General features: G+C 41.9%; 15 protein-coding genes. 10 read left to right on the forward strand and 5 right to left on the reverse strand.

Going from position 1 to position 18,870, the window contains the following annotated elements:
- The 4 genes from ACFQ1M_RS16160 to miaB form a co-directional block, all read right to left on the reverse strand.
- Entirely contained in the window at positions 1-984 is a 984-nt protein-coding gene (locus tag ACFQ1M_RS16160; RefSeq protein ID WP_386410068.1) for a hypothetical protein, read from the reverse strand.
- Positions 985-1,506 (reverse strand): LptE family protein, encoded by a 522-nt coding sequence (locus ACFQ1M_RS16165; RefSeq protein WP_386410070.1) that lies wholly within the window; start codon positions 1,504-1,506, stop codon positions 985-987.
- 95 nt (positions 1,507-1,601) lie between these two features.
- Positions 1,602-2,876 (reverse strand): sigma-54 interaction domain-containing protein, encoded by a 1,275-nt coding sequence (locus ACFQ1M_RS16170; protein ID WP_386410072.1) that lies wholly within the window; start codon positions 2,874-2,876, stop codon positions 1,602-1,604.
- 111 nt (positions 2,877-2,987) lie between these two features.
- Positions 2,988-4,433: a tRNA (N6-isopentenyl adenosine(37)-C2)-methylthiotransferase MiaB gene (gene miaB, locus ACFQ1M_RS16175; protein WP_386410074.1), complete on the reverse strand. Its 1,446-nt coding sequence runs from the start codon at positions 4,431-4,433 to the stop codon at positions 2,988-2,990.
- Positions 4,434-4,581: 148 nt separating this feature from the next.
- Between miaB and ACFQ1M_RS16180 the strand changes: the two genes are divergently transcribed.
- The 9 genes from ACFQ1M_RS16180 (at position 4,582) to ACFQ1M_RS16220 (ending at position 16,388) form a co-directional block, all read left to right on the forward strand.
- Positions 4,582-5,808, forward strand: coding sequence for an LVIVD repeat-containing protein (locus tag ACFQ1M_RS16180; RefSeq protein WP_386410076.1), 1,227 nt, complete (start codon positions 4,582-4,584; stop codon positions 5,806-5,808).
- 111 nt (positions 5,809-5,919) lie between these two features.
- Positions 5,920-6,693, forward strand: coding sequence for a hypothetical protein (locus ACFQ1M_RS16185; RefSeq protein ID WP_386410079.1), 774 nt, complete (start codon positions 5,920-5,922; stop codon positions 6,691-6,693).
- A gap of 123 nt (positions 6,694-6,816) precedes the next feature.
- Positions 6,817-9,309, forward strand: a complete 2,493-nt coding sequence (gene topA / locus ACFQ1M_RS16190; RefSeq protein WP_386410083.1) for a type I DNA topoisomerase — start codon at positions 6,817-6,819, stop codon at positions 9,307-9,309.
- 8 nt (positions 9,310-9,317) lie between these two features.
- Positions 9,318-10,475, forward strand: coding sequence for a formimidoylglutamase (locus ACFQ1M_RS16195; RefSeq protein ID WP_386410086.1), 1,158 nt, complete (start codon positions 9,318-9,320; stop codon positions 10,473-10,475).
- Between the two features lie 161 nt (positions 10,476-10,636).
- Positions 10,637-11,992 carry a T9SS ring complex lipoprotein PorK/GldK gene (gene porK, locus ACFQ1M_RS16200; protein WP_386410089.1) on the forward strand — a complete coding sequence of 452 codons (1,356 nt, stop codon included), beginning with the start codon at positions 10,637-10,639 and terminating at the stop codon, positions 11,990-11,992.
- 55 nt (positions 11,993-12,047) lie between these two features.
- Complete coding sequence (gene porL / locus ACFQ1M_RS16205) at positions 12,048-12,704, forward strand: type IX secretion system motor protein PorL/GldL (protein WP_386410092.1); 657 nt, start codon at positions 12,048-12,050, stop codon at positions 12,702-12,704.
- Positions 12,705-12,750: 46 nt separating this feature from the next.
- The gene (gene porM / locus ACFQ1M_RS16210) at positions 12,751-14,322 is read left to right on the forward strand and encodes a type IX secretion system motor protein PorM/GldM (RefSeq protein WP_386410095.1); all 1,572 of its coding nucleotides are present in this window, start codon (positions 12,751-12,753) and stop codon (positions 14,320-14,322) included.
- A 19-nt stretch (positions 14,323-14,341) separates the two neighbouring features.
- The gene (gene porN, locus ACFQ1M_RS16215) at positions 14,342-15,235 is read left to right on the forward strand and encodes a type IX secretion system ring subunit PorN/GldN (protein WP_386410098.1); all 894 of its coding nucleotides are present in this window, start codon (positions 14,342-14,344) and stop codon (positions 15,233-15,235) included.
- A 97-nt stretch (positions 15,236-15,332) separates the two neighbouring features.
- Entirely contained in the window at positions 15,333-16,388 is a 1,056-nt protein-coding gene (locus ACFQ1M_RS16220) for an NAD(P)/FAD-dependent oxidoreductase (RefSeq protein ID WP_386410101.1), read from the forward strand.
- A gap of 16 nt (positions 16,389-16,404) precedes the next feature.
- Here ACFQ1M_RS16220 and ACFQ1M_RS16225 read toward each other — a convergent pair whose 3' ends face one another.
- Positions 16,405-16,788, reverse strand: coding sequence for a DUF983 domain-containing protein (locus tag ACFQ1M_RS16225; protein ID WP_386410103.1), 384 nt, complete (start codon positions 16,786-16,788; stop codon positions 16,405-16,407).
- A gap of 76 nt (positions 16,789-16,864) precedes the next feature.
- Here ACFQ1M_RS16225 and abc-f point away from each other — a divergent pair, with 76 nt between their 5' ends.
- On the forward strand, positions 16,865-18,766 hold the full coding sequence (gene abc-f / locus ACFQ1M_RS16230) for a ribosomal protection-like ABC-F family protein (protein ID WP_386410106.1): 1,902 nt from the start codon (positions 16,865-16,867) through the stop codon (positions 18,764-18,766).
- Positions 18,767-18,870: the final 104 nt, after the last annotated feature.

Genomic DNA, 18,870 nt, shown 5'->3' on the forward strand with positions numbered 1-18,870 from the left:
TTAAGAATTATATTGTTGTAATTTTTTGATCGCTCGAATTTGGTCTGCAAAGAAACCACTTTTTTCTGGATATTTCAAACTTAAAATTTCGTAAGCTTGAATGGCTTTTTTATACTTTTTTTGCTCTAAATATACCCGTGCCAACGTCTCTGTCATCAAGGCATTTTTTTCGACGCTATATTCTTCGGCAAGATTGGTTTTGGCACTCGGCTGTTTTGTTGGAACGATCTTGGGATTGTTAGAGATGAACTTGTCGATCATCGCAAATTTTTCAGCGCGACTATCTTCTTCCGGTACGGCGTTATCGAAATCCTCGCTCGAATCATCCGATTTCTCCTTATCTGCGCGCTCATCATCCCTGTTTATGGGCTTAAAGGTGGATAGTTTTAACCACTCATTGAACGAATGAGGCTCCGAAAGATCAAAATCCAAGGGCTTTCCAAGTTTCAACTTCTCCTCTAGCGGAACATATTTTAAACTATGAATAGCTTTTTCGGTAGCTTCTGTCAACGCTCTTTTTTGAGACTCTTCCTCAACGATCAATGGATGTTCAAATTCCAGTGCTTCCTCTTCTCCTTTTGGTTGAAAGAGCTGTGGGTCCAAAACTGCGGCCGCCTCTTCGATCTTTGTTTTTAGCGAGACCTCCATTCGTTGTTGTTGCGACAAGGTGACCTCTTCTGCAATTACCTTGATCTTGTTGATGTCGAAATCCTGTTTTTTTATTTTCTCAGCTGTTTTGTGCTGCTTGAATTTCTTTTTGGTAATAAAGTCGAAGAGTACACTACGGTCGTTGGTGAACGCAGCTGTTTTTTTTAAAGCGTCATTGTATTTAAAACTATCGGTAAGTTGCAAACCTTTTAGGTGAACGGCTCTTGCAGACTGAAAATAGGGATACTCTTTAAGGATCATCTCTAATTCCTCCACCTGCTCGCTACTGCAGGCTTCTGGCTTTTGCAAAAGATATGTGAAATCTGAGATGTTCATTTACCAATTAGCGAGTGATTTATTAAATATATCCTGAGTGATGCGCTCAAAGATCACCTCATGGGCTTCGGCTTTCACTGTTTGTAATTGTTGATCCGCCCGAAAGTCGAAGAAGAATGAGAAACGCTGTTCGAAATCATCTTCTGGTCTTTTGGTATTGTAATATCTTACATTTACACTGATGGTCAGACGGTTTTGTGCCGCTGTCTGCTGTGCAGTTGCCGTCATTGGTGAAACACGGTACTCGGTGATCTCCCCTTCGTAAATGATGTCGCCATTACTGTCAGCAAATTCGAGGTTGGTCTGATTTTGAAGCAGGTCTTGTAATGCAATGGTGAAATCGCGATCCAGACCGGGTTCAAATATAGACCCAGGGCTGCTTCCAGCATTATTCTGGAAGAAGTTCACCTGAAACGATTCTACATCTGCCGGAATGGAGGCGCCTGTAAAGGAATAAGCGCCGCAAGCCATGACCAAAACACAACTACTCAAGAATACGATGTGGTAAAAAAATCTTTTCATTAAGAACGAGCTGTCGGTTTTTTGAAGACAGGTCCCAAATATAAAGCAAAATGGTCGTTATCACCTGCCAATCTTTTGTTAAGCGTATTTGAATGTTAGAGGTCGAATTGTTTTATCTTTCTGTATAGTGTGCGTTCTGAGATGCCCAATTCTTTGGCAGCGGCTTTTCGCTTGCCGCGATTTCGTTCTAGCGCTTTTTTGATAAGCTCTAATTCTTTGTCATGAAGCGACAAGGTCTCTTCTTCAACGATCTCCTCGGCAAAATCGTATTTGTCATCTTTTACGACCGCAGGTGGATGACTTACCACAGTTTGTACGCTGCTTTGCTCGGGAATGTGCAATACCTCCAAAGCCTCTTCTGCCGTTTCGTAACCATTGTTTCCTTCGCCATATATTTTCTCTATCAAGCCCTCATTCTCTTCTCGCACCTTCTGCATATTTCCACTTTGCATCAATTCTCTGGTCAATTTTTTAAGGTCGTTGAGGTCGCTTTTCATATCAAAGAGCACCTTGTAGAGAATTTCTCGTTCATTACTAAAGTCACTATCCCTTTTTTTGTTCTCTATCACCGCAGGAAGATGGCTTCCAGCGTTTGGAAGATAGCCAGACAAGGTGGCAAGGTCGATATTTCGATCCTGTTCTAAAACGGAGATCTGTTCTGCAACATTGCGCAACTGCCTAATATTGCCACTCCAGCGATATTTTAGCAACAGCTGTACGGCATTTTCGTCCAATCGGATCGTTGGCATCTTATATTTTTGGGCAAAGTCTGACGCGAATTTTCTAAAGAGAAGGTGAATGTCTTCCTTCCGTTCTCTCAATGGTGGAAGATGTATCTCTACCGTACTGAGACGATAATAGAGATCTTCTCGAAACTTTTCCTTTTTGATGGCCTCGAACATCTCCACATTGGTCGCTGCCACGATGCGAACATCTGTTTTTTGTACTTTGGAAGAACCTACCTTCAAGAATTCACCATTTTCTAAGACACGAAGCAAACGTACCTGCGTGGTCAGCGGCAACTCGCCTACCTCGTCCAAAAAGATGGTTCCGCCATTGGCCTCTTCAAAATAGCCACTACGAGTAGCGGTCGCGCCTGTAAAGGCTCCTTTTTCATGTCCGAAAAGCTCGGAGTCGATCGTGCCCTCGGGGATGGCGCCGCAGTTAACAGCGATAAATTTTCCATGCTTACGATGCGATAGTGAATGTATGATCTTTGGAATACTTTCTTTACCTACCCCGCTTTCGCCCGTAACCAATACCGAAATGTCTGTAGGAGCCACTTGTATGGCCTTCTCTATGGCACGGTTGAGCTTCACATCATTACCGATGATTCCAAAACGTTGCTTTATGGCTTGAATGCTTTCCATGTTTCTTTTTCTTGTCATTCCTGCGAACCTGTCTGTCGGCAGACAGGTTCGCAGGAATTTATTGTTTGCTGATTTGGATTCCGCATCTGGTACGGAATAACAACATACATGCTAATTGTTATCTGAATACCCTACTGCCTCTCCAATAAGTGTGGCCGCAGTACAGTCGTTGATCTTTACATTGACAAATTCTCCTACCTTATAATTCTCCTTTGGAAAAACGACCACGGTGTTCTGAGTGTTTCTTCCCATCCAATGTTCGTCAGATTTCTTGGAGTGACCTTCGATCAAGACCTCCTCGACGTTTCCAAGATGTTGCTGCGTTCTATAAAGTCCGTGCTTTTGCTGTAAGTTAATGATCTCTGTGAGCCTTCTTTTCTTGACTTCTTCTGGAATGTCATCTTCCATCTTTCGTTCGGCCAAAGTTCCAGGTCGCTCAGAATAGGCAAACATAAATCCAAAATCGTATTTTACATACTCCATCAAAGAGAGCGTATCTTGATGGTCCTCCTCGGTCTCTGTGGGGAAACCAGTGATCATATCCTGAGAAATTGCACATTCTGGAAGTATCTCGCGAATGTTGTCTATCAATTCAAAATACTCTTCTCGAGTATGCAGGCGATTCATTTTCTTTAGAATTCGATCGCTTCCGCTTTGTACTGGTAAGTGAATGTATTTGCAGATATTTCGATACGCAGCCATCGTTTCTATGACGTCCAATGTCATGTCTTGCGGGTTCGATGTCGAGAATCGAATGCGCATTTTAGGTTGGGCTTCTGCAACCATACTTAGCAATTTTGCGAAGTTTACCGCGGTGGCCTTTTGCATTTCCGACGCCTTTTCAAAATCCTTTTTCAATCCGCCGCCATACCATAAATAACTGTCTACATTTTGCCCGAGCAAGGTTACTTCTTTAAATCCACGGTCCCAGAGGTCGTTCACTTCTTCGATGATCGATTGTGGGTCTCTGCTACGCTCGCGTCCTCTAGTAAATGGAACGACACAAAAGGTGCACATGTTGTCGCATCCTCGGGTGATAGAAACAAAAGCGGTGACGCCATTGCTGTTCAATCGTACTGGGGCAACATCTCCATAGGTCTCTTCCTTGGATAGTATAACATTTACTGCATTGCGACCCTCGTCGATCTCTTGTACCAAATTTGGAAGGTCCTTGTAAGCATCTGGTCCTACGACCATATCAACGATCTTTTCTTCTTCTAGGAATTTGTTTTTTAGGCGTTCCGCCATACAGCCCAAAACACCGACTTTCATCCTAGGATTGATGCGCTTTACAGCATTGAATTTCTCTAAACGCTTGCGTACGGTTTGCTCGGCCTTTTCGCGGATAGAACAAGTATTTACCAAGACCAGGTCTGCTTCTTCTAGTTGTTGGGTAGTGTTAAAGCCCTCTTTGGCAAGGATCGAGGCAACGATCTCGCTGTCCGAAAAGTTCATCTGGCAACCATAACTCTCGATGTAAAGCTTACGGCCATTGTCTTTCTTATGCTGAGTGATCAGGGTTTCGCCCTGTTTGTTTTCATCAATTACCTTCTCCATGCGCTCTTTGTGAATGAAACTGCTTAATCAATTAGGGTGCAAAGATAGTTTTTTTAGTGTATATGTGACATATTGTCAGTATTATTTTAACGCAACCTTTAGTGGGCCGGATCATCTAACTTTTATAACAAACCAAACCAATAAACTGATGAAAGCGATCAAAGTATTTCTATTTTGTGTTACCGCCATATTTCTTTACAGCTGTGATAATGGCGACTACGAGATGGTGACCATAGCAACCCCGATCACTCAATCTTTGGAAGATTTTAGAGCATCGGTCCAAATGATGGACGCGCAGTCCATTCAGGAATCAGGGAAGATATATTCGTATGGGAACTATATTTTGGTGGGAGATAAGAATCGCGGTATCCACGTGATCGATAATCAAGACCCTTCCAATCCCCAAAAAAAGAACTTTATCAAGATCCCACTTAATAACGATATGTCTGTTAAAAATAACATTCTCTATGCAGACAGTGGAAGGGACCTTGTGGTTTTTGACCTTTCAGATATCGAGCGGATCGTACAATTGGACCGAATCAACGATGTTCTAAATAATTATATAGAGTATCCGACAGTGGACCGTTACAATTTTGAAAATTATAATTACGACCATATCATCGTTGGTTGGGATATCGAATCTCGCTTGGTCCCAAAAGAAGAGGATGACATCATGTTGTTTCAAGAAGATTTTGCAAATGCAACCGGACAAGGAGGGTCTTTGGCCAGATTTAAAATTACAGGCGATCATCTTTATGCGGTTGACAATTCTTTGTTGAATGTTTTTGATATTTCTACACTAGAATCCCCGGTCAAAGTGGGGGATCAGTATGTGACTTGGAATGCCGAAACAATATTCGAAGCGAATAATCACCTTTTTATTGGTAGCACTACGGGTATGTTCGTTTACGATATTTCCAACGCTGCATCGCCAACCTACGTTTCGCAATTTGACCATGCCACTTTTTGCGATCCTGTCGTGGTCGATGGGGATTATGCCTATGTGACCTTGAGGGCTGGGAACGAATGTCCGGGATTGATCAACTTAGGTCCTCAATTAGAGAGTCAGTTGAATATCATCGATATCGCTACTATTGAAACCCCCACCTTACGTGCCACATATTTTCTGGACGAGCCTTATGGTTTAGGAATAAAGGATGAGAAACTATTTATTTGTGATGGTAATTCTGGTCTGAAAGTATATGATAAGACCGATGTGGATGACTTGACGTTGATCGATCATTTTCCGAATGTAAATACATTTGATGTAATTCCTCTGGAGCATCAATTGGTAATGATAGGGAACAACGTCTTGTATCAATATAATTATGCGAACAATGGCTTGGAGTTGCTTAGCCAGTTTTCCCTCAATTAGCAAAGGGAAATTATGACGAATTGAGACCCACTCCCTTTCCGAGTGGGTTTTTTCGTGGCAAGAAGATCAAAAAAGTGCTATATTCATCACCGAAAAACAAACCGACCCATCATGAATTCAGAAACATTGGAATCAAAAATTGATGTTGCACCAAAGCTGGACTTTGGTCATATTTTTAGTGAATCCATCGAATTGTTCAAAAAGGTGTGGCTTCAAGGTGTATTGTTATTGATTTTCAGTATCATCTTGCTCATTCCGATCTTTATCATTGTTTACGCACCTTTATTGGCATTCGTCTATGCGCAAGAGTCTGGCACGATCGATTTTGAAAATGATGCCTTTGCCTCAGGAACATTATCCATCGGGTTGGTCATATTGGTGCTGGCCCTGATCATTGTCGTGTCTGTCGTGCAAACAGGTTTGATAGCGGGTTTTTATCGCATCTGTAAAGACATCGATCATGGAAAAGAGGTCAATTCTGGACATTTCTTCACGTTCTTAAAGAAAGAATACTTTGGAAAGATATTGGGACTATCACTTCTCACCTTGTTGATCTCGATTGTGGCGATGGCTCTATGCCTCATCCCTTTTATCTATGCGTTTGTTCCTTTGTCTTTCATAGTGCCAATATTTGCATTTAATCCTCAATTTCGTATTTCAGAAATCGTTACGCTTGCTTTTCGGTTGGGGAATAAATTTTGGTTGGTCGCTTTCGGATTGCTTTTTATCATTGGAGTAGGGGTTGGATTAATAAGTCAAATTACTTGTGGTCTTGGAGGTATTTTCCTTGGATGTTTTGGATATCTCCCCACCTATGTTATTTACAAGCAGGTATGTGGTTTTGAGGACGAAAGTGAGATCGATCAGATCGGAGAGTCTTTTTGACTTGCTACTGGTTTTAATGGGCTATAAAATGACTTGAAGACCTGTCGTTTCTCTTAGCATTATGGCATTTGTTAATTTCAAATTAAAAATTCTGCATACTTTTGTACCTCAAAAAACTGCTTTATGGCAAAGAATTTAGTGATTGTGGAGTCGCCGGCTAAGGCAAAGACTATTGAGAAATTTCTTGGAAAAGATTTCAAGGTAGCATCTAGTTTTGGCCATATTGCAGACTTACCTTCCAAAGAGTTGGGAGTGAATGTCGATGGGGACTTCAAGCCGAAATATATCGTTTCGAGCGATAAAAAGGCGGTAGTGAAAAAACTAAAGGATCTTGCCAAGGATGCAGAAATGGTCTGGTTAGCAAGTGATGAGGACCGAGAAGGAGAGGCCATCGCATGGCATTTGGCCGAAACGCTGAAATTAGACAAGGAACGTACCAAGAGGATCGTTTTCCACGAAATTACCAAGTCGGCCATTCAAAAGGCGATCGAAAATCCTAGGGGTATCGATTACAATTTGGTGAATGCCCAGCAAGCCCGTCGGGTTTTGGATCGATTGGTAGGATATGAGCTTTCCCCTGTTTTATGGAGAAAGGTGAAAGGAGGACTTTCAGCTGGACGTGTTCAGTCGGTTTCGGTTCGTTTGATAGTTGAGCGCGAGCGAGAGATCCAAGATTTTACGCCAGTTGCTGCTTATAAGGTAGCGGCAGAATTCGCCAATGTTGATGGCAAGGTATTTAAGGCTTCTTTAGGGAAAACCTTTTCCTCAAAGGAAGAGGCCCAAACATTTCTCGAAAAAAATATCGGAGCAGCTTTTGAAGTTGCGGATCTAACGAAAAAACCTGCAAAAAAATCACCTGCAGCTCCCTTTACCACCTCTACCTTACAGCAGGAAGCTTCGAGAAAGTTATATTATAATGTAAGTCGTACCATGATGCTAGCGCAACGTTTGTACGAAGCGGGTCTTATAACCTATATGCGTACCGACAGCGTTAATCTTTCTGAGGAGGCAAAGAACGCGGCCAAGGCGGTAATTGTTGATGCCTACGGGCAAGCCTACAGCAAACCGAGAAATTTCAGCAACAAAAGCAAGGGTGCCCAAGAAGCGCACGAAGCGATTCGACCAACAGACATGTCTCGCCAAACCGTTGCTGTAGAACGAGATCAAGCACGTCTATATGAAATGATCTGGAAGCGGACGATTGCGTCGCAGATGAGCGAGGCACAATTAGAGAAAACGACCGTGAAGATCAATGCTTCGAAACATGATGAGCAATTTACTGCGAATGGCGAAGTGTTAAAATTCGAAGGCTTCCTTAAAGTGTATCTAGAAGGAACGGACGACGAAGAAGAGGAGCAAGAAGGAATGCTGCCCGCTCTAAAGGTCGGTGAGGCCTTGACCAACAATTTTATCACTGCAACGGAACGTTTTACTCGACCTCCGTATCGCTATACAGAAGCTTCATTGGTGAAGAAATTGGAAGAACTTGGCATTGGCAGACCTTCCACCTATGCGCCAACAATCTCGACTATTCAGAATAGAGGCTATGTTGAAAAAGGTGTTATCGAAGGTGTGGAGCGAAAATATACACAACTTATCTTAGAAGAAGGTGGTGTCGTGGACAAGACACTTTCAGAAAAGATAGGTTCTGATAAAGGGAAATTGGTGCCGACAGATATTGGGATGATCGTCAACGATTTCCTTGTGAGTAACTTTGAGAACATTCTCGATTATAATTTCACTGCTAAAGTAGAGCAGGATTTCGATGAGATCGCCTCGGGAGAAGAGGACTGGACCAAAATGATGAAGGACTTCTATAAGAAGTTTCATCCGCAGGTCGAAGATGTGCAGGAAAATGCCGATCGAGAAACAGGCGAACGTATTCTTGGAACAGATAGCGCAACCGGTAAACAGGTAAGTGTACGTCTCGGCAAGTTTGGACCAATGGTGCAGTTGGGCACTGTAGATGATGAGGAAAAACCGCAGTTCGCAAGCTTAGGCCCAGAACAGCAATTAAATACGATCACCTTTGAGGAGGCGATGGACCTTTTTAAACTTCCAAAAGCACTCGGCACATACGAAGGGCAAGCCGTGGAAGTAAACAATGGGCGGTTTGGGCCTTACGTGAAATTCGGTAAAAGTTTTGTGTCCCTACCAAAAGGAGTAGACCCGTTAAGTGTAGAAATGGACCAGGCTGTCGAATTGATCAAAGAGAAGCAAAAGGCCGATGCCCCAATAGCGAGCTATAAAAATATGGACGTCACCAAGGGAAAGGGAAGATTCGGGCCATTTATTAAATGGAACGGAATGTTCATCAACGTGAATAAAAAATACGATTTTGACAACCTTTCTCAAAGTGATATAGAATCCCTCATCGAAGATAAACTTCAGAAAGAGCGTGAGAAACTTATCCATCATTGGGAAGACGAAGGCATTAGAGTGGAAAAGGCGCGTTGGGGGAGGTCCGTGATCATCAAAGGAAAGACCAAAGTGGAGCTAGGGAAGGATGTGGACGCTACCAAGATCACTTTGGATAAGGCAAAAGAGTACTTGGAAGCAAAAGCTCCAAAGAAAAAGACAACAGAGAAAAAGAAAACTTCAGCAAAAAAGAAATAGGCTAGATAATGGACTTCGATTTTCTTTCCCCCGTAGACGATGTTCTCATAGCCCACAATAATCTGTTGCCAAGGCAATCCTTTGGGAGAAATATTGCGATACACACCACCAAGTCGGGTATGCCTGAGCTTACAGGCGTAAAACTTGCCATTGTAGGAGTGAGCGAATATAGGAATGCCGGGATTCAATTTAAAAAACCTGCAGACCTAACTGCCATTAGATACCAATTATATCGACTGTTTAACGGAAACTGGAACTTTAAGATAGCAGACCTGGGTAATATCTCCAATGGTGCTGAAGTAGAGGACAGTTACTTCGCTGTAAAGGAAATGGTCACAGCACTTCTTAAGAAGAAAGTGACACCAATAATAATAGGAGGCAGTCAAGATATTACCTATGCCATGTATAGGGCCTATGATTCTATGGAGCAATTGGTGAACATTGTATCCGTTGATAACCGCTTTGACTTTGGGAACTCCGAAGAGTTGATATCTTCTCAATCTTATATGAGTAGGATCATTATTGAAAAGCCAAATAGATTGTATAATTTTTGCAACATCGGTTTTCAGACCTTTTATAATGCTCAAGAAGAGATCGACCTTATGGACAATCTTTTTTTCGAAGCCCATCGGTTGGGGGAAGTGGTCGATGATATCACCGTGGTCGAACCCTCTTTGAGAGATGCCGATCTGGTGAGCTTGGATATGTCGGTGGTCAAAGCTTCTGATGTCGCCAATGCCGAGGGGCATTCGCCCAACGGGCTTTCTGGAATGGATATGTGTGCCATTGCGCGGTATGCGGGTATAAGCGACAGAGTTTCATCTTTTGGAATATTTGACATACAACAGAGCGAGCAATTCGCGAGCTTGGTGTCGCAAATGATATGGTATTTCATCGAAGGTGTGAATTATCGTTTTGGAGAATATCCATTTGGTTCAAAAAAGAACTTTATCAAATATACGGTCTTGGTTGAAGACGAGGCACTTGTGTTTTTTAAGAGCCCTGTAAGTCATCGTTGGTGGGTAGAAGTGCCAATTATTTCAACTTTAGATAATAATTTAAAAAGGACTGCGTTATTACCATGCACGCATCAAGATTATTTGGATGCTTGTAACCAGAAAATTCCTGAAAGATGGTGGAAAGCCTACAGGAAAACCATTAATTGAGTTGGTGGAAAAACAAAAAGAATCGTGCAGTTTATCGACTATCCATCTGATACTGCGTGATTCAGATAAGAAGTAATTTGAAAAAAAAATTGTTTTTTTAAAAATAAATGGATAGGTTTACGACCTCAAATTTTATAAGTGCATATTTAACCTCAATTTCTATGAAGAAGCTAATAGTTTTTGCTGTTACTGTGTTGTTGTTATACAGCTGTGGTAGTAAGGACAGGGGCCAACTGGTCGGTGTTAAAGGTAAAAAGTGGTACCCTGAAAAGCCTTATGGTATGGCATTGATCCCTGGAGGATCATTTATTATGGGTAAATCTGACGATGACAGAGCCCAGGTGTTCAACGCACCTACAAAAACAGTTACAGTTCGTTCTTTCTACATGGACGATACAGAAATTACCAATAGTGAATATCGCGAATTCGTTCAGTACGTTACAGATTCTGTAGTCCGCACCCGCTTGGCTATCTTGGCCGATGAGCTGGGAGAGATTCCAGGTAATGGTGGTATTGGAGAATATGCATTCAAGGATGCTGATACTGCTGGTCTTAGCGTTTATCAAAAGTACATGTTAGATAACTACACCGGGCTGGGTGAGACCGGCTATGAAGGGCGTTATCTTAATTGGGACGAAGACCTTATTTGGGATACAGAAGACTATCCGGACGAATATTATACCGAAGTCATGGATTCCATGTATCTCCCTATGGAGGAATGGTACAATGGAGTACGCTCCATCGATGTCAAAAAGATCAAGTACCAATATATATGGATGGATGTCGAGGCAGCGGCCAGAGCTAAAAAAGGAACGGATAGAAAGAATTTCTTGAAAAAAGAGGAGTTAGAGATCTATCCTGATACGACTGCATGGATCAGAGATTTCTCTTATTCGTACAACGAGCCTATGCACAACGATTATTTCTCTCATGATGCCTATAGCGAATATCCAGTTGTTGGTGTTTCTTGGAAACAGGCCAAAGCATTCTGTGCTTGGAGAACATGGAAGCACAATCAATTTATGAGAGGTAAGAAACAGCCTAATGTAAACAACTACCGTCTTCCTAGTGAAGCAGAATGGGAGTATGCTGCACGTGGCGGATTGGAGTCAGGTACTTACCCATGGGGTGGACCATACCTGATGAATGATAGAGGTTGCTTCCTGGCCAACTTTAAACCACTTAGAGGTGACTACGCGGCTGATGAGGCGCTATATACGGTAGAGGCAAAATCATTTGAGCCGAACGACTATAGCCTTTACAATATGGCTGGTAACGTATCTGAATGGACAAACTCTTCATATGATATGACCGCCTATGAATATGTATCATCTATGAACCCAAATACCTCATTCAATGACAACAACCGTAAGGTGATCAGAGGAGGTTCTTGGAAAGATGTTGCTTATTTCTTACAAGTAAGTACCAGAGATTTCGAATATGCGGATTCTGCGAGAAGTTACATTGGCTTCAGAACGGTACAAGATTACATGGGAACAGACCTTACAGTACAGTAAGAGACAATATTAATAAACTCAAATTAAACTTAACTTAACTTAAAATTAGATTATTATGGCACAGTCAAAGTCAACTAAGAAACTTTTTAACATGGCCTACGGCCTTGGAGCATCTATTGTAATTCTCGGAGCGCTTTTTAAGATTCTTCACTGGGAAATTAACCTAGGCCCCGTAAACCTTAACGGTGGAGTATTACTTGCTATCGGTCTTATCACAGAAGCGATCATCTTCGCTATCTCTGCATTCGAACCTGTAGATGACGATTTGGATTGGACATTGGTGTATCCAGAATTAGCTGGTGGATTAACTTCATCAGGAAAGAAGAAAGAAACTAAAGACCCTGAAGGTATCTTATCTCAGAAGTTAGATAACTTGCTTAAAGAAGCTAAGATCGATGCCGGTCTAATGTCTAGCCTTGGTGATAGCATCCGTAACTTCGAGGGCGCTGCAAAAAGTATTTCTCCTACAGTAGATGCGATCGCTTCAACTAAGAAGTACGGACAAGAAATGTCGCACGCTGCAGCACAGCTAGAATCATTGAATAGCCTTTATAAAGTACAATTGGAAAGCAGTGCTAAGCAAGCCGAAGCGAATGCTGCAATCGCTGACAATGCTAACAAACTTAAAGAGCAAATGGAATCGTTGACTTCGAACCTTTCTTCATTGAACGGTGTATACGGAGGAATGCTTTCTGCTATGAATCGTAACTAATTTCTAATTAGTCTATTAATTATTATTAACCCAAAATCTAATTAGAATGGCAGGAGGACAAAGCCCAAGGCAGAAGATGATTAACCTGATGTATCTGGTTTTCATCGCCATGTTGGCATTAAACATGAGTAAAGAAGTGCTTGGCGCATTTGGTATCATGAATGAGAAATTCGAAAGATCAAATACGCAACTAGAAGCAAAGAACGAACTTGCTTACGATGGCCTTAGCAAAAAGGCATCAGATAGCCCAGAAAAATATGGTGAGCTTAATCAAAAAGCAGCTGAGATCAAATCGCTTTCAGCAGATTTGGTAAGCTATATTGAAGAAGTTAAAAACGGAATGGTAGCAAAGATACCAGCGGAAGAGAGAACGGACTATCAAGTAATGGATCAAGCGGACTATCTAGACCAGAGATTCTTTAAGGGTGATAACTACACCAAAGAAGGTCAGGAGTTTGTTAACAAGATTCAAAACTATCGCCAGAAGGTTTCGGCTGTACTCGATAGCTTTCCACAGTTGAAAAATACGGTGATCGATCGTTTCAGCACAGGAGATGATAAAGGTAAAGTGAAGAACAGAGATGGACGTCCTATCGATTGGTTAGACTATAACTACAAGGGATATCCAATGATCGCTTCCCTAACCAAACTTACGGCGCTTCAATCAGACGTTAAGTCTACTGAAGATGAAGTGTTGAACGCAATGCTTGGTGGAAAGTTAGAGGAAGAGGTTTCTATGAAGAACTACTCTACACTTTTACAACAACCAAAATCTGCCTACTATCCTGGAGAGACCTTCGATGGAAGTGTCGTACTAGGTAGAACAGATAACTCTACCAAACCTAATGAAGTAGAGCTAACCCTCGACGGGCGTAAGCTAGAAGAAGGAAAAGACTACGAATTGCAAGGTGGTCAGGTGAAATTCAAATTCCCTACAGGTCGACCTGGAGACCACAAGTTAGAAGGTAAATTGATCTTCAACCAAGGAGATGGTGAACCTATCGAAGTATTGGTAGACAACAAATTTGCGGTGATCACAAAGCCAAATGCGGCGGTAATTTCTGCAGATAAAATGAATGTTGTATATCGTGGTGTTTCTAACCCGATGACGATCTCTATTCCTGGTATTCCAGATAATAGAGTATCTGCAAGTGCTTCTGGTCTAAGCAGAGCATCAGGTAGTAAGTACATCATGAGACCTAAAACAGGTCGTGAAGTTACCATTACTGCCTCTGGAACCTTACCAGATGGTCAGCGAATCAGTACTTCATCTAAATTCCGTATCAAGGATATTCCAAGACCAGTGGCGACCATCCGTGGAGAGCCAGGTAATGTGAAGATGCCTAGAAAGAACTTAGAAATTGCTACAGTTGGAGCAATCTTGGAGGATTTTGATTTCGATATCAAATTGGCCGTTGGAGAATTTAAATTCAAGGTACCTGGACAGCCTACAGTTGTTGTTAGAGGTAGAAAATTAGATTCTAGGGCTAAAAGTGCTCTTAAGAGAGCTAAAAGAGGAGATATTGTTCAGATCTATGATGTGAAGGCATCGATCTCTGGTAACTCTGGATACAGGCTTAAGAAAGTATCTCCTGTAGCGATAGAGCTTACAAACTAAAAAAATGCATTTAAAAGTTATGAAGTTTAAAGGTTTTATATTCACAATTACAGCAATGGTGGCCTCATCAGGTATCATGGCTCAAGCCAATTTGCTTAATGCCAAGACCCCAGACGCAGTCGGGGTACGTACCGCTGAGCAGATCGCTGAAGACAACGATTATCCGCTAGAATATGGTTATGTAAATGACCGAGATGTATTGTGGTCTAAAACTGTATGGGAAAAGATCGATCTAGATGAGCGAATCAACTTTCCATATTATTATCCAACAGATACAGTAGATATCGCCGCAGATCGACGGTCGCTCTACGACGTGTTGCTCAAGAATATCAAAAACGGACGTATAGAAAACGTCTATGTCGATTCTTATTTTACTGAGAAGAGAACGTACGATGATATCAAAGCAACCTTGCGTAAAGTGGATACTTTAGATCTTGGTTACGAACAATTGAATGCCGGAGAGACCATTTCTCCCGAATATATCAATATTCGCGACCTTACCGCAGCCGATATCGAAGAGATTCGTATCAAAGGAGTGTGGTACTTCGATAAGAAACAAGGAGAGATGAAGTATAGACTTTTGGGTATTGCGCCAGTGGCACCCGATGTCAACTTTATCGATGATGAGAGCAACTACGACCTGGTCGAATTGTTCTGGGTATGGTTCCCAAGCGTTAGAGACATATTGCACGAGTCTAAAGTATTCAACAACCGCAATACCTCAATGCCGCTTACGTATGATCACCTGTTGAATTCACGACGATTCAACGGATTGATATACAAAGAGGACAACGTTTATGGAGACCGCGATATCGTAGAATACATACAAGAGAATGCTTTGATGCAACTCTTAGAATCCGATCGTATTCGTACTCGTATTCATGACTTTGAGCAAGATATGTGGACGTATTAATAAAAGTGTCACAATGATCTGAAAGCGCCTGTCAATTAAGACAGGCGCTTTTTATTTATGCCCTTATCTACAGAATTCCTTAGTACCTTTGTGCCGTATGAAAGATTATGTAGTTGTTGGCCTCGGTCTGGCAGGTATCGCCTTTTGCGAGCAATTGATAAAGCATAGAAAGGAATTCCTCGTCTATGAGGACGGATCCCAAAGTTCGTCAACGGTCGCTGGAGGAATGTACAATCCAGTTATTTTAAAGCGCTTCACAGCTGTTTGGAATGCCGAAGAACAACTGCAACAAGCGATGCCTTTTTACAAGAGGCTTGAAAAAGATCTATCAGAAAAATTAGACCATAAAGTGCCTATACACCGCAGATTTGCGTCGTTGGCAGAACAGAATATGTGGTTTGAAGCTACCGATAAAGCTGCGTTGGCACCTTTTCTTTCCTCTAAGATCGTTCCTAATTCACATACGACTATCGCGGCCGAAAACGGCTTTGGTGAAGTGCTACATACAGGAAGAGTGGACACAAAAAAACTATTGATGGCCTACCGCTCCTATTTGCGAGATAAGGGTATCTTAAAAACAGATTCTTTCAATCATTCCAAACTGAGGCTTCAAGAGAATGGAGTTTTCTATGGTGATATCAAGGCAAGACGAATTGTTTTTTGTGAAGGATATGGTCTCAAGAGAAATCCATTCTTCAACTATTTGCCCTTAAACGGCACCAAAGGAGAGTTGCTTACGATACGCGCACCACAATTGAAGCTGGATAGCGTGATCAAGTCCTCGGTATTCATCATCCCAATCGGAGATGATCTTTTTAGGGTCGGAGCCACCTATAAATGGAAAGACAAGACCAATACGCCTACCAAAGAGGCACGAGAAGAATTGCTGGCAAAGCTAAAGACATTTCTCAAGTGTGATTTTGAAGTGGTGGAACAGGTAGCGGGCGTACGTCCAACGGTGGTGGATCGGCGGCCGTTGGTAGGTAAGCATCCCAAATACGATCAGTTGGCAGTACTTAATGGGATGGGTAGTCGAGGGGTGATGATCGCTCCCACTATTGCTGCGCAGCTATTCCAACATTTAGAAAATGGAAAGCCTCTAGAGAAGGAGGTGGCCATTACGCGATTTGAAGAAAAATATTTCGTGGATTAGTCGTTAAACACAATTCTCATTCATCCACAAGTGATTTATCGAAATGCATAAATAGATTGATCCAAATATTTCTGGAAAGCCTTACGATCACCGGTAGAAATACGACCAAAGTGCCAATAATGGCTAAAAAGGCAACTTTCAAAGAGGTTTTAAATAACAAATAGGAGATCACAAAGGCAGCTACCCCAAAAGCGATTCCTACAGCATAACTAACATACATGGCACCGTAGAAGAAGGAGGGCTCTATCTTATATCGAGTACCACAGTGACTGCAAGTTTCGTTCATCTTTAGCGTTTCGGAAAAGATGTAAGGATTTTTAGTTTGATACATCGATTCTTGATGACACTTTGGACAACTTCCAGTTAAAATACTATACAGTTTCGTTCCTTTTTTTAACATTTGCAATGAATTTGAAGTACGACCTTGCAAAGATATGTCTTAGACAAGGATCATCTAGTAACATTAGTCACACTTTATGTTGAATATCCATAATCTTTCGGTCTCCTTCGGAGGCGAATATCTGTTTGAAGAAATCTCTTTTCGATTGGGAGCTGGAGATCGCGTGGGCCTGGTTGGCAAAAATGGTGCAGGCAAATCGACCATGTTGAAGATATTGGCCAAAGAAATGGAGGCAGATACAGGAGACATCGCCTTTGAGAAAGGAGTGGATATCGGTTTTCTAAAGCAAGACATCGATTTTGTCCATGGAAGAACTGTGCTAGAGGAGGCCTATGAGGCGTTTGAAGAGATAAAATCGCTAGAGCTACAAATGGAAGACATCAATCAAAAACTTTCCGAACGTTCCGATTACGAAAGCGAATCTTATCACCAATTGATGGTCGATCTCAATGATATTACCCATCGTTATGAGATCTTGGGAGGCTATAATTACCAAGGGGAAGCAGAGCGTGTTTTGCAAGGCCTGGGATTTAAACGAGAGGAATTCGATAAATTAACGGACACCTTTTCGGGAGGTTGGCGCATGCGGATCGAACTGGCAAAGTTACTGCTTCAAAAGAATGATATTCTGCTGCTCGATGAGCCTACCAACCATTTGGACATAGAATCGATCATCTGGTTAGAGCAATTTTTAAAGAATTTCTCAGGAGTTGTGGTGATCGTTTCTCACGATAAAATGTTCTTGGATAACGTGACCAATAGAACTATCGAGATCTCTTTGGGTAGAATTTACGATTATAACAAGCCGTATTCAAAATATTTAGTGCTCCGTCAAGAGATCAGAGAACAACAACTCGCAGCTCAAAAAAATCAAGAAAAGCATATTCAACAAACCGAAAAACTGATAGAAAAATTTCGTGCCAAAGCGAGCAAAGCGACCATGGCACAATCGCTGATAAAAAAGTTAGACCGTATAGATCGGATCGAGGTGGACGAGGAAGACAATGCCACGATGAATATCAAGTTCCCCCTATCTATTCAACCAGGGAAAGTGGTGATCGAAGCCGAAGGAGTGGCTAAAAGTTATGGAGAAAAGCAGGTCCTAGAGGGAATCGACCTTTTGGTAGAGCGGGGAAGCAAAACGGCATTTGTTGGACAAAACGGACAAGGTAAGACCACTTTGGCCAAGATGATCGTTGACGAAATTCCCTATGATGGTAACCTTAGGCTAGGACACAATGTTCAATTGGGATATTTTGCACAGAACCAAGCAGAGTATTTAGATGGGGAGAAGACCTTGCTAGATACCATGATCGATGCGGCAAACGAAACCAATCGCACCCAGGTCAGAGATATTTTGGGGGCTTTTCTGTTTAGAGGGGACGATGTGGACAAAAAGGTGAAAGTGCTGTCGGGTGGCGAACGCAACCGGCTGGCATTGGCAAAGTTGCTCTTACAGCCGTTCAATGTGTTGGTGATGGATGAACCGACCAACCATTTGGATATCAAATCGAAGAATATCCTGAAACAGGCACTGCAAAAATTTGAAGGCACCCTAATACTCGTCTCTCATGATAGGGATTTTCTTCAAGGATTGACAGATAAGGTCTATGAATTTAGGAATAAAAAGATCAAAGAATATTTAGGAGATATCAATTTTTACCTTGAACAAAGAAATATCGAGAATCTTCGCGATATCGAAAGAAAGGATCAGCAGCTTACTTCATCAAAGTCTAAAGAAAACAACTCCTACGAAGACCAAAAACGCTTAAAAGGACTAAAAAATAAGCTCAGCAAGGTAGAATCTAAAATCTCTCAATTAGAGAAGGAGATCGCCGAAATAGACGTTGAACTTGCTATCAATTATGACGAGGTCGTTTCAAAGCCCGACTTCTTTGACAATTACCAAAAGAAGAAAGATACATTGGAGCAGCTCATGCTCGACTGGGAGCATATTTCAGAAGAGTTAGAGGGTTAAAGAAGACTTAGCGCTTCTATCCCAAGTTATTCAGTATCATACCATAAAGAGCTATTTTTTGTTTGATCTATTTTGGGAATTATTTAACGAAACCAGATTTCCCT

Origin of the sequence: Sungkyunkwania multivorans (assembly GCF_042675645.1) — a bacterium.
In the GTDB taxonomy this organism is placed as follows: Bacteria; Bacteroidota; Bacteroidia; order Flavobacteriales; family Flavobacteriaceae; genus Sungkyunkwania; species Sungkyunkwania multivorans.

What these genes read in the sequence shown, in the direction of transcription:
- topA (WP_386410083.1), top strand. Translation starts at nt 6,817, where the DNA reads ATGGCAAAGAATTTAGTGATTGTGGAGTCGCCGGCTAAGGCAAAGACT.
- ACFQ1M_RS16180 (WP_386410076.1), top strand. Translation starts at nt 4,582, where the DNA reads ATGAAAGCGATCAAAGTATTTCTATTTTGTGTTACCGCCATATTTCTT.
- porN (WP_386410098.1), top strand. Translation starts at nt 14,342, where the DNA reads ATGAAGTTTAAAGGTTTTATATTCACAATTACAGCAATGGTGGCCTCA.
- ACFQ1M_RS16220 (WP_386410101.1), top strand. Translation starts at nt 15,333, where the DNA reads ATGAAAGATTATGTAGTTGTTGGCCTCGGTCTGGCAGGTATCGCCTTT.
- ACFQ1M_RS16165 (WP_386410070.1), bottom strand. Translation starts at nt 1,506, where the DNA reads ATGAAAAGATTTTTTTACCACATCGTATTCTTGAGTAGTTGTGTTTTG.
- porM (WP_386410095.1), top strand. Translation starts at nt 12,751, where the DNA reads ATGGCAGGAGGACAAAGCCCAAGGCAGAAGATGATTAACCTGATGTAT.
- ACFQ1M_RS16195 (WP_386410086.1), top strand. Translation starts at nt 9,318, where the DNA reads ATGGACTTCGATTTTCTTTCCCCCGTAGACGATGTTCTCATAGCCCAC.
- porL (WP_386410092.1), top strand. Translation starts at nt 12,048, where the DNA reads ATGGCACAGTCAAAGTCAACTAAGAAACTTTTTAACATGGCCTACGGC.
- miaB (WP_386410074.1), bottom strand. Translation starts at nt 4,433, where the DNA reads ATGGAGAAGGTAATTGATGAAAACAAACAGGGCGAAACCCTGATCACT.
- ACFQ1M_RS16225 (WP_386410103.1), bottom strand. Translation starts at nt 16,788, where the DNA reads ATGTTAAAAAAAGGAACGAAACTGTATAGTATTTTAACTGGAAGTTGT.
- ACFQ1M_RS16185 (WP_386410079.1), top strand. Translation starts at nt 5,920, where the DNA reads ATGAATTCAGAAACATTGGAATCAAAAATTGATGTTGCACCAAAGCTG.
- ACFQ1M_RS16160 (WP_386410068.1), bottom strand. Translation starts at nt 984, where the DNA reads ATGAACATCTCAGATTTCACATATCTTTTGCAAAAGCCAGAAGCCTGC.
- abc-f (WP_386410106.1), top strand. Translation starts at nt 16,865, where the DNA reads ATGTTGAATATCCATAATCTTTCGGTCTCCTTCGGAGGCGAATATCTG.
- ACFQ1M_RS16170 (WP_386410072.1), bottom strand. Translation starts at nt 2,876, where the DNA reads ATGGAAAGCATTCAAGCCATAAAGCAACGTTTTGGAATCATCGGTAAT.
- porK (WP_386410089.1), top strand. Translation starts at nt 10,637, where the DNA reads ATGAAGAAGCTAATAGTTTTTGCTGTTACTGTGTTGTTGTTATACAGC.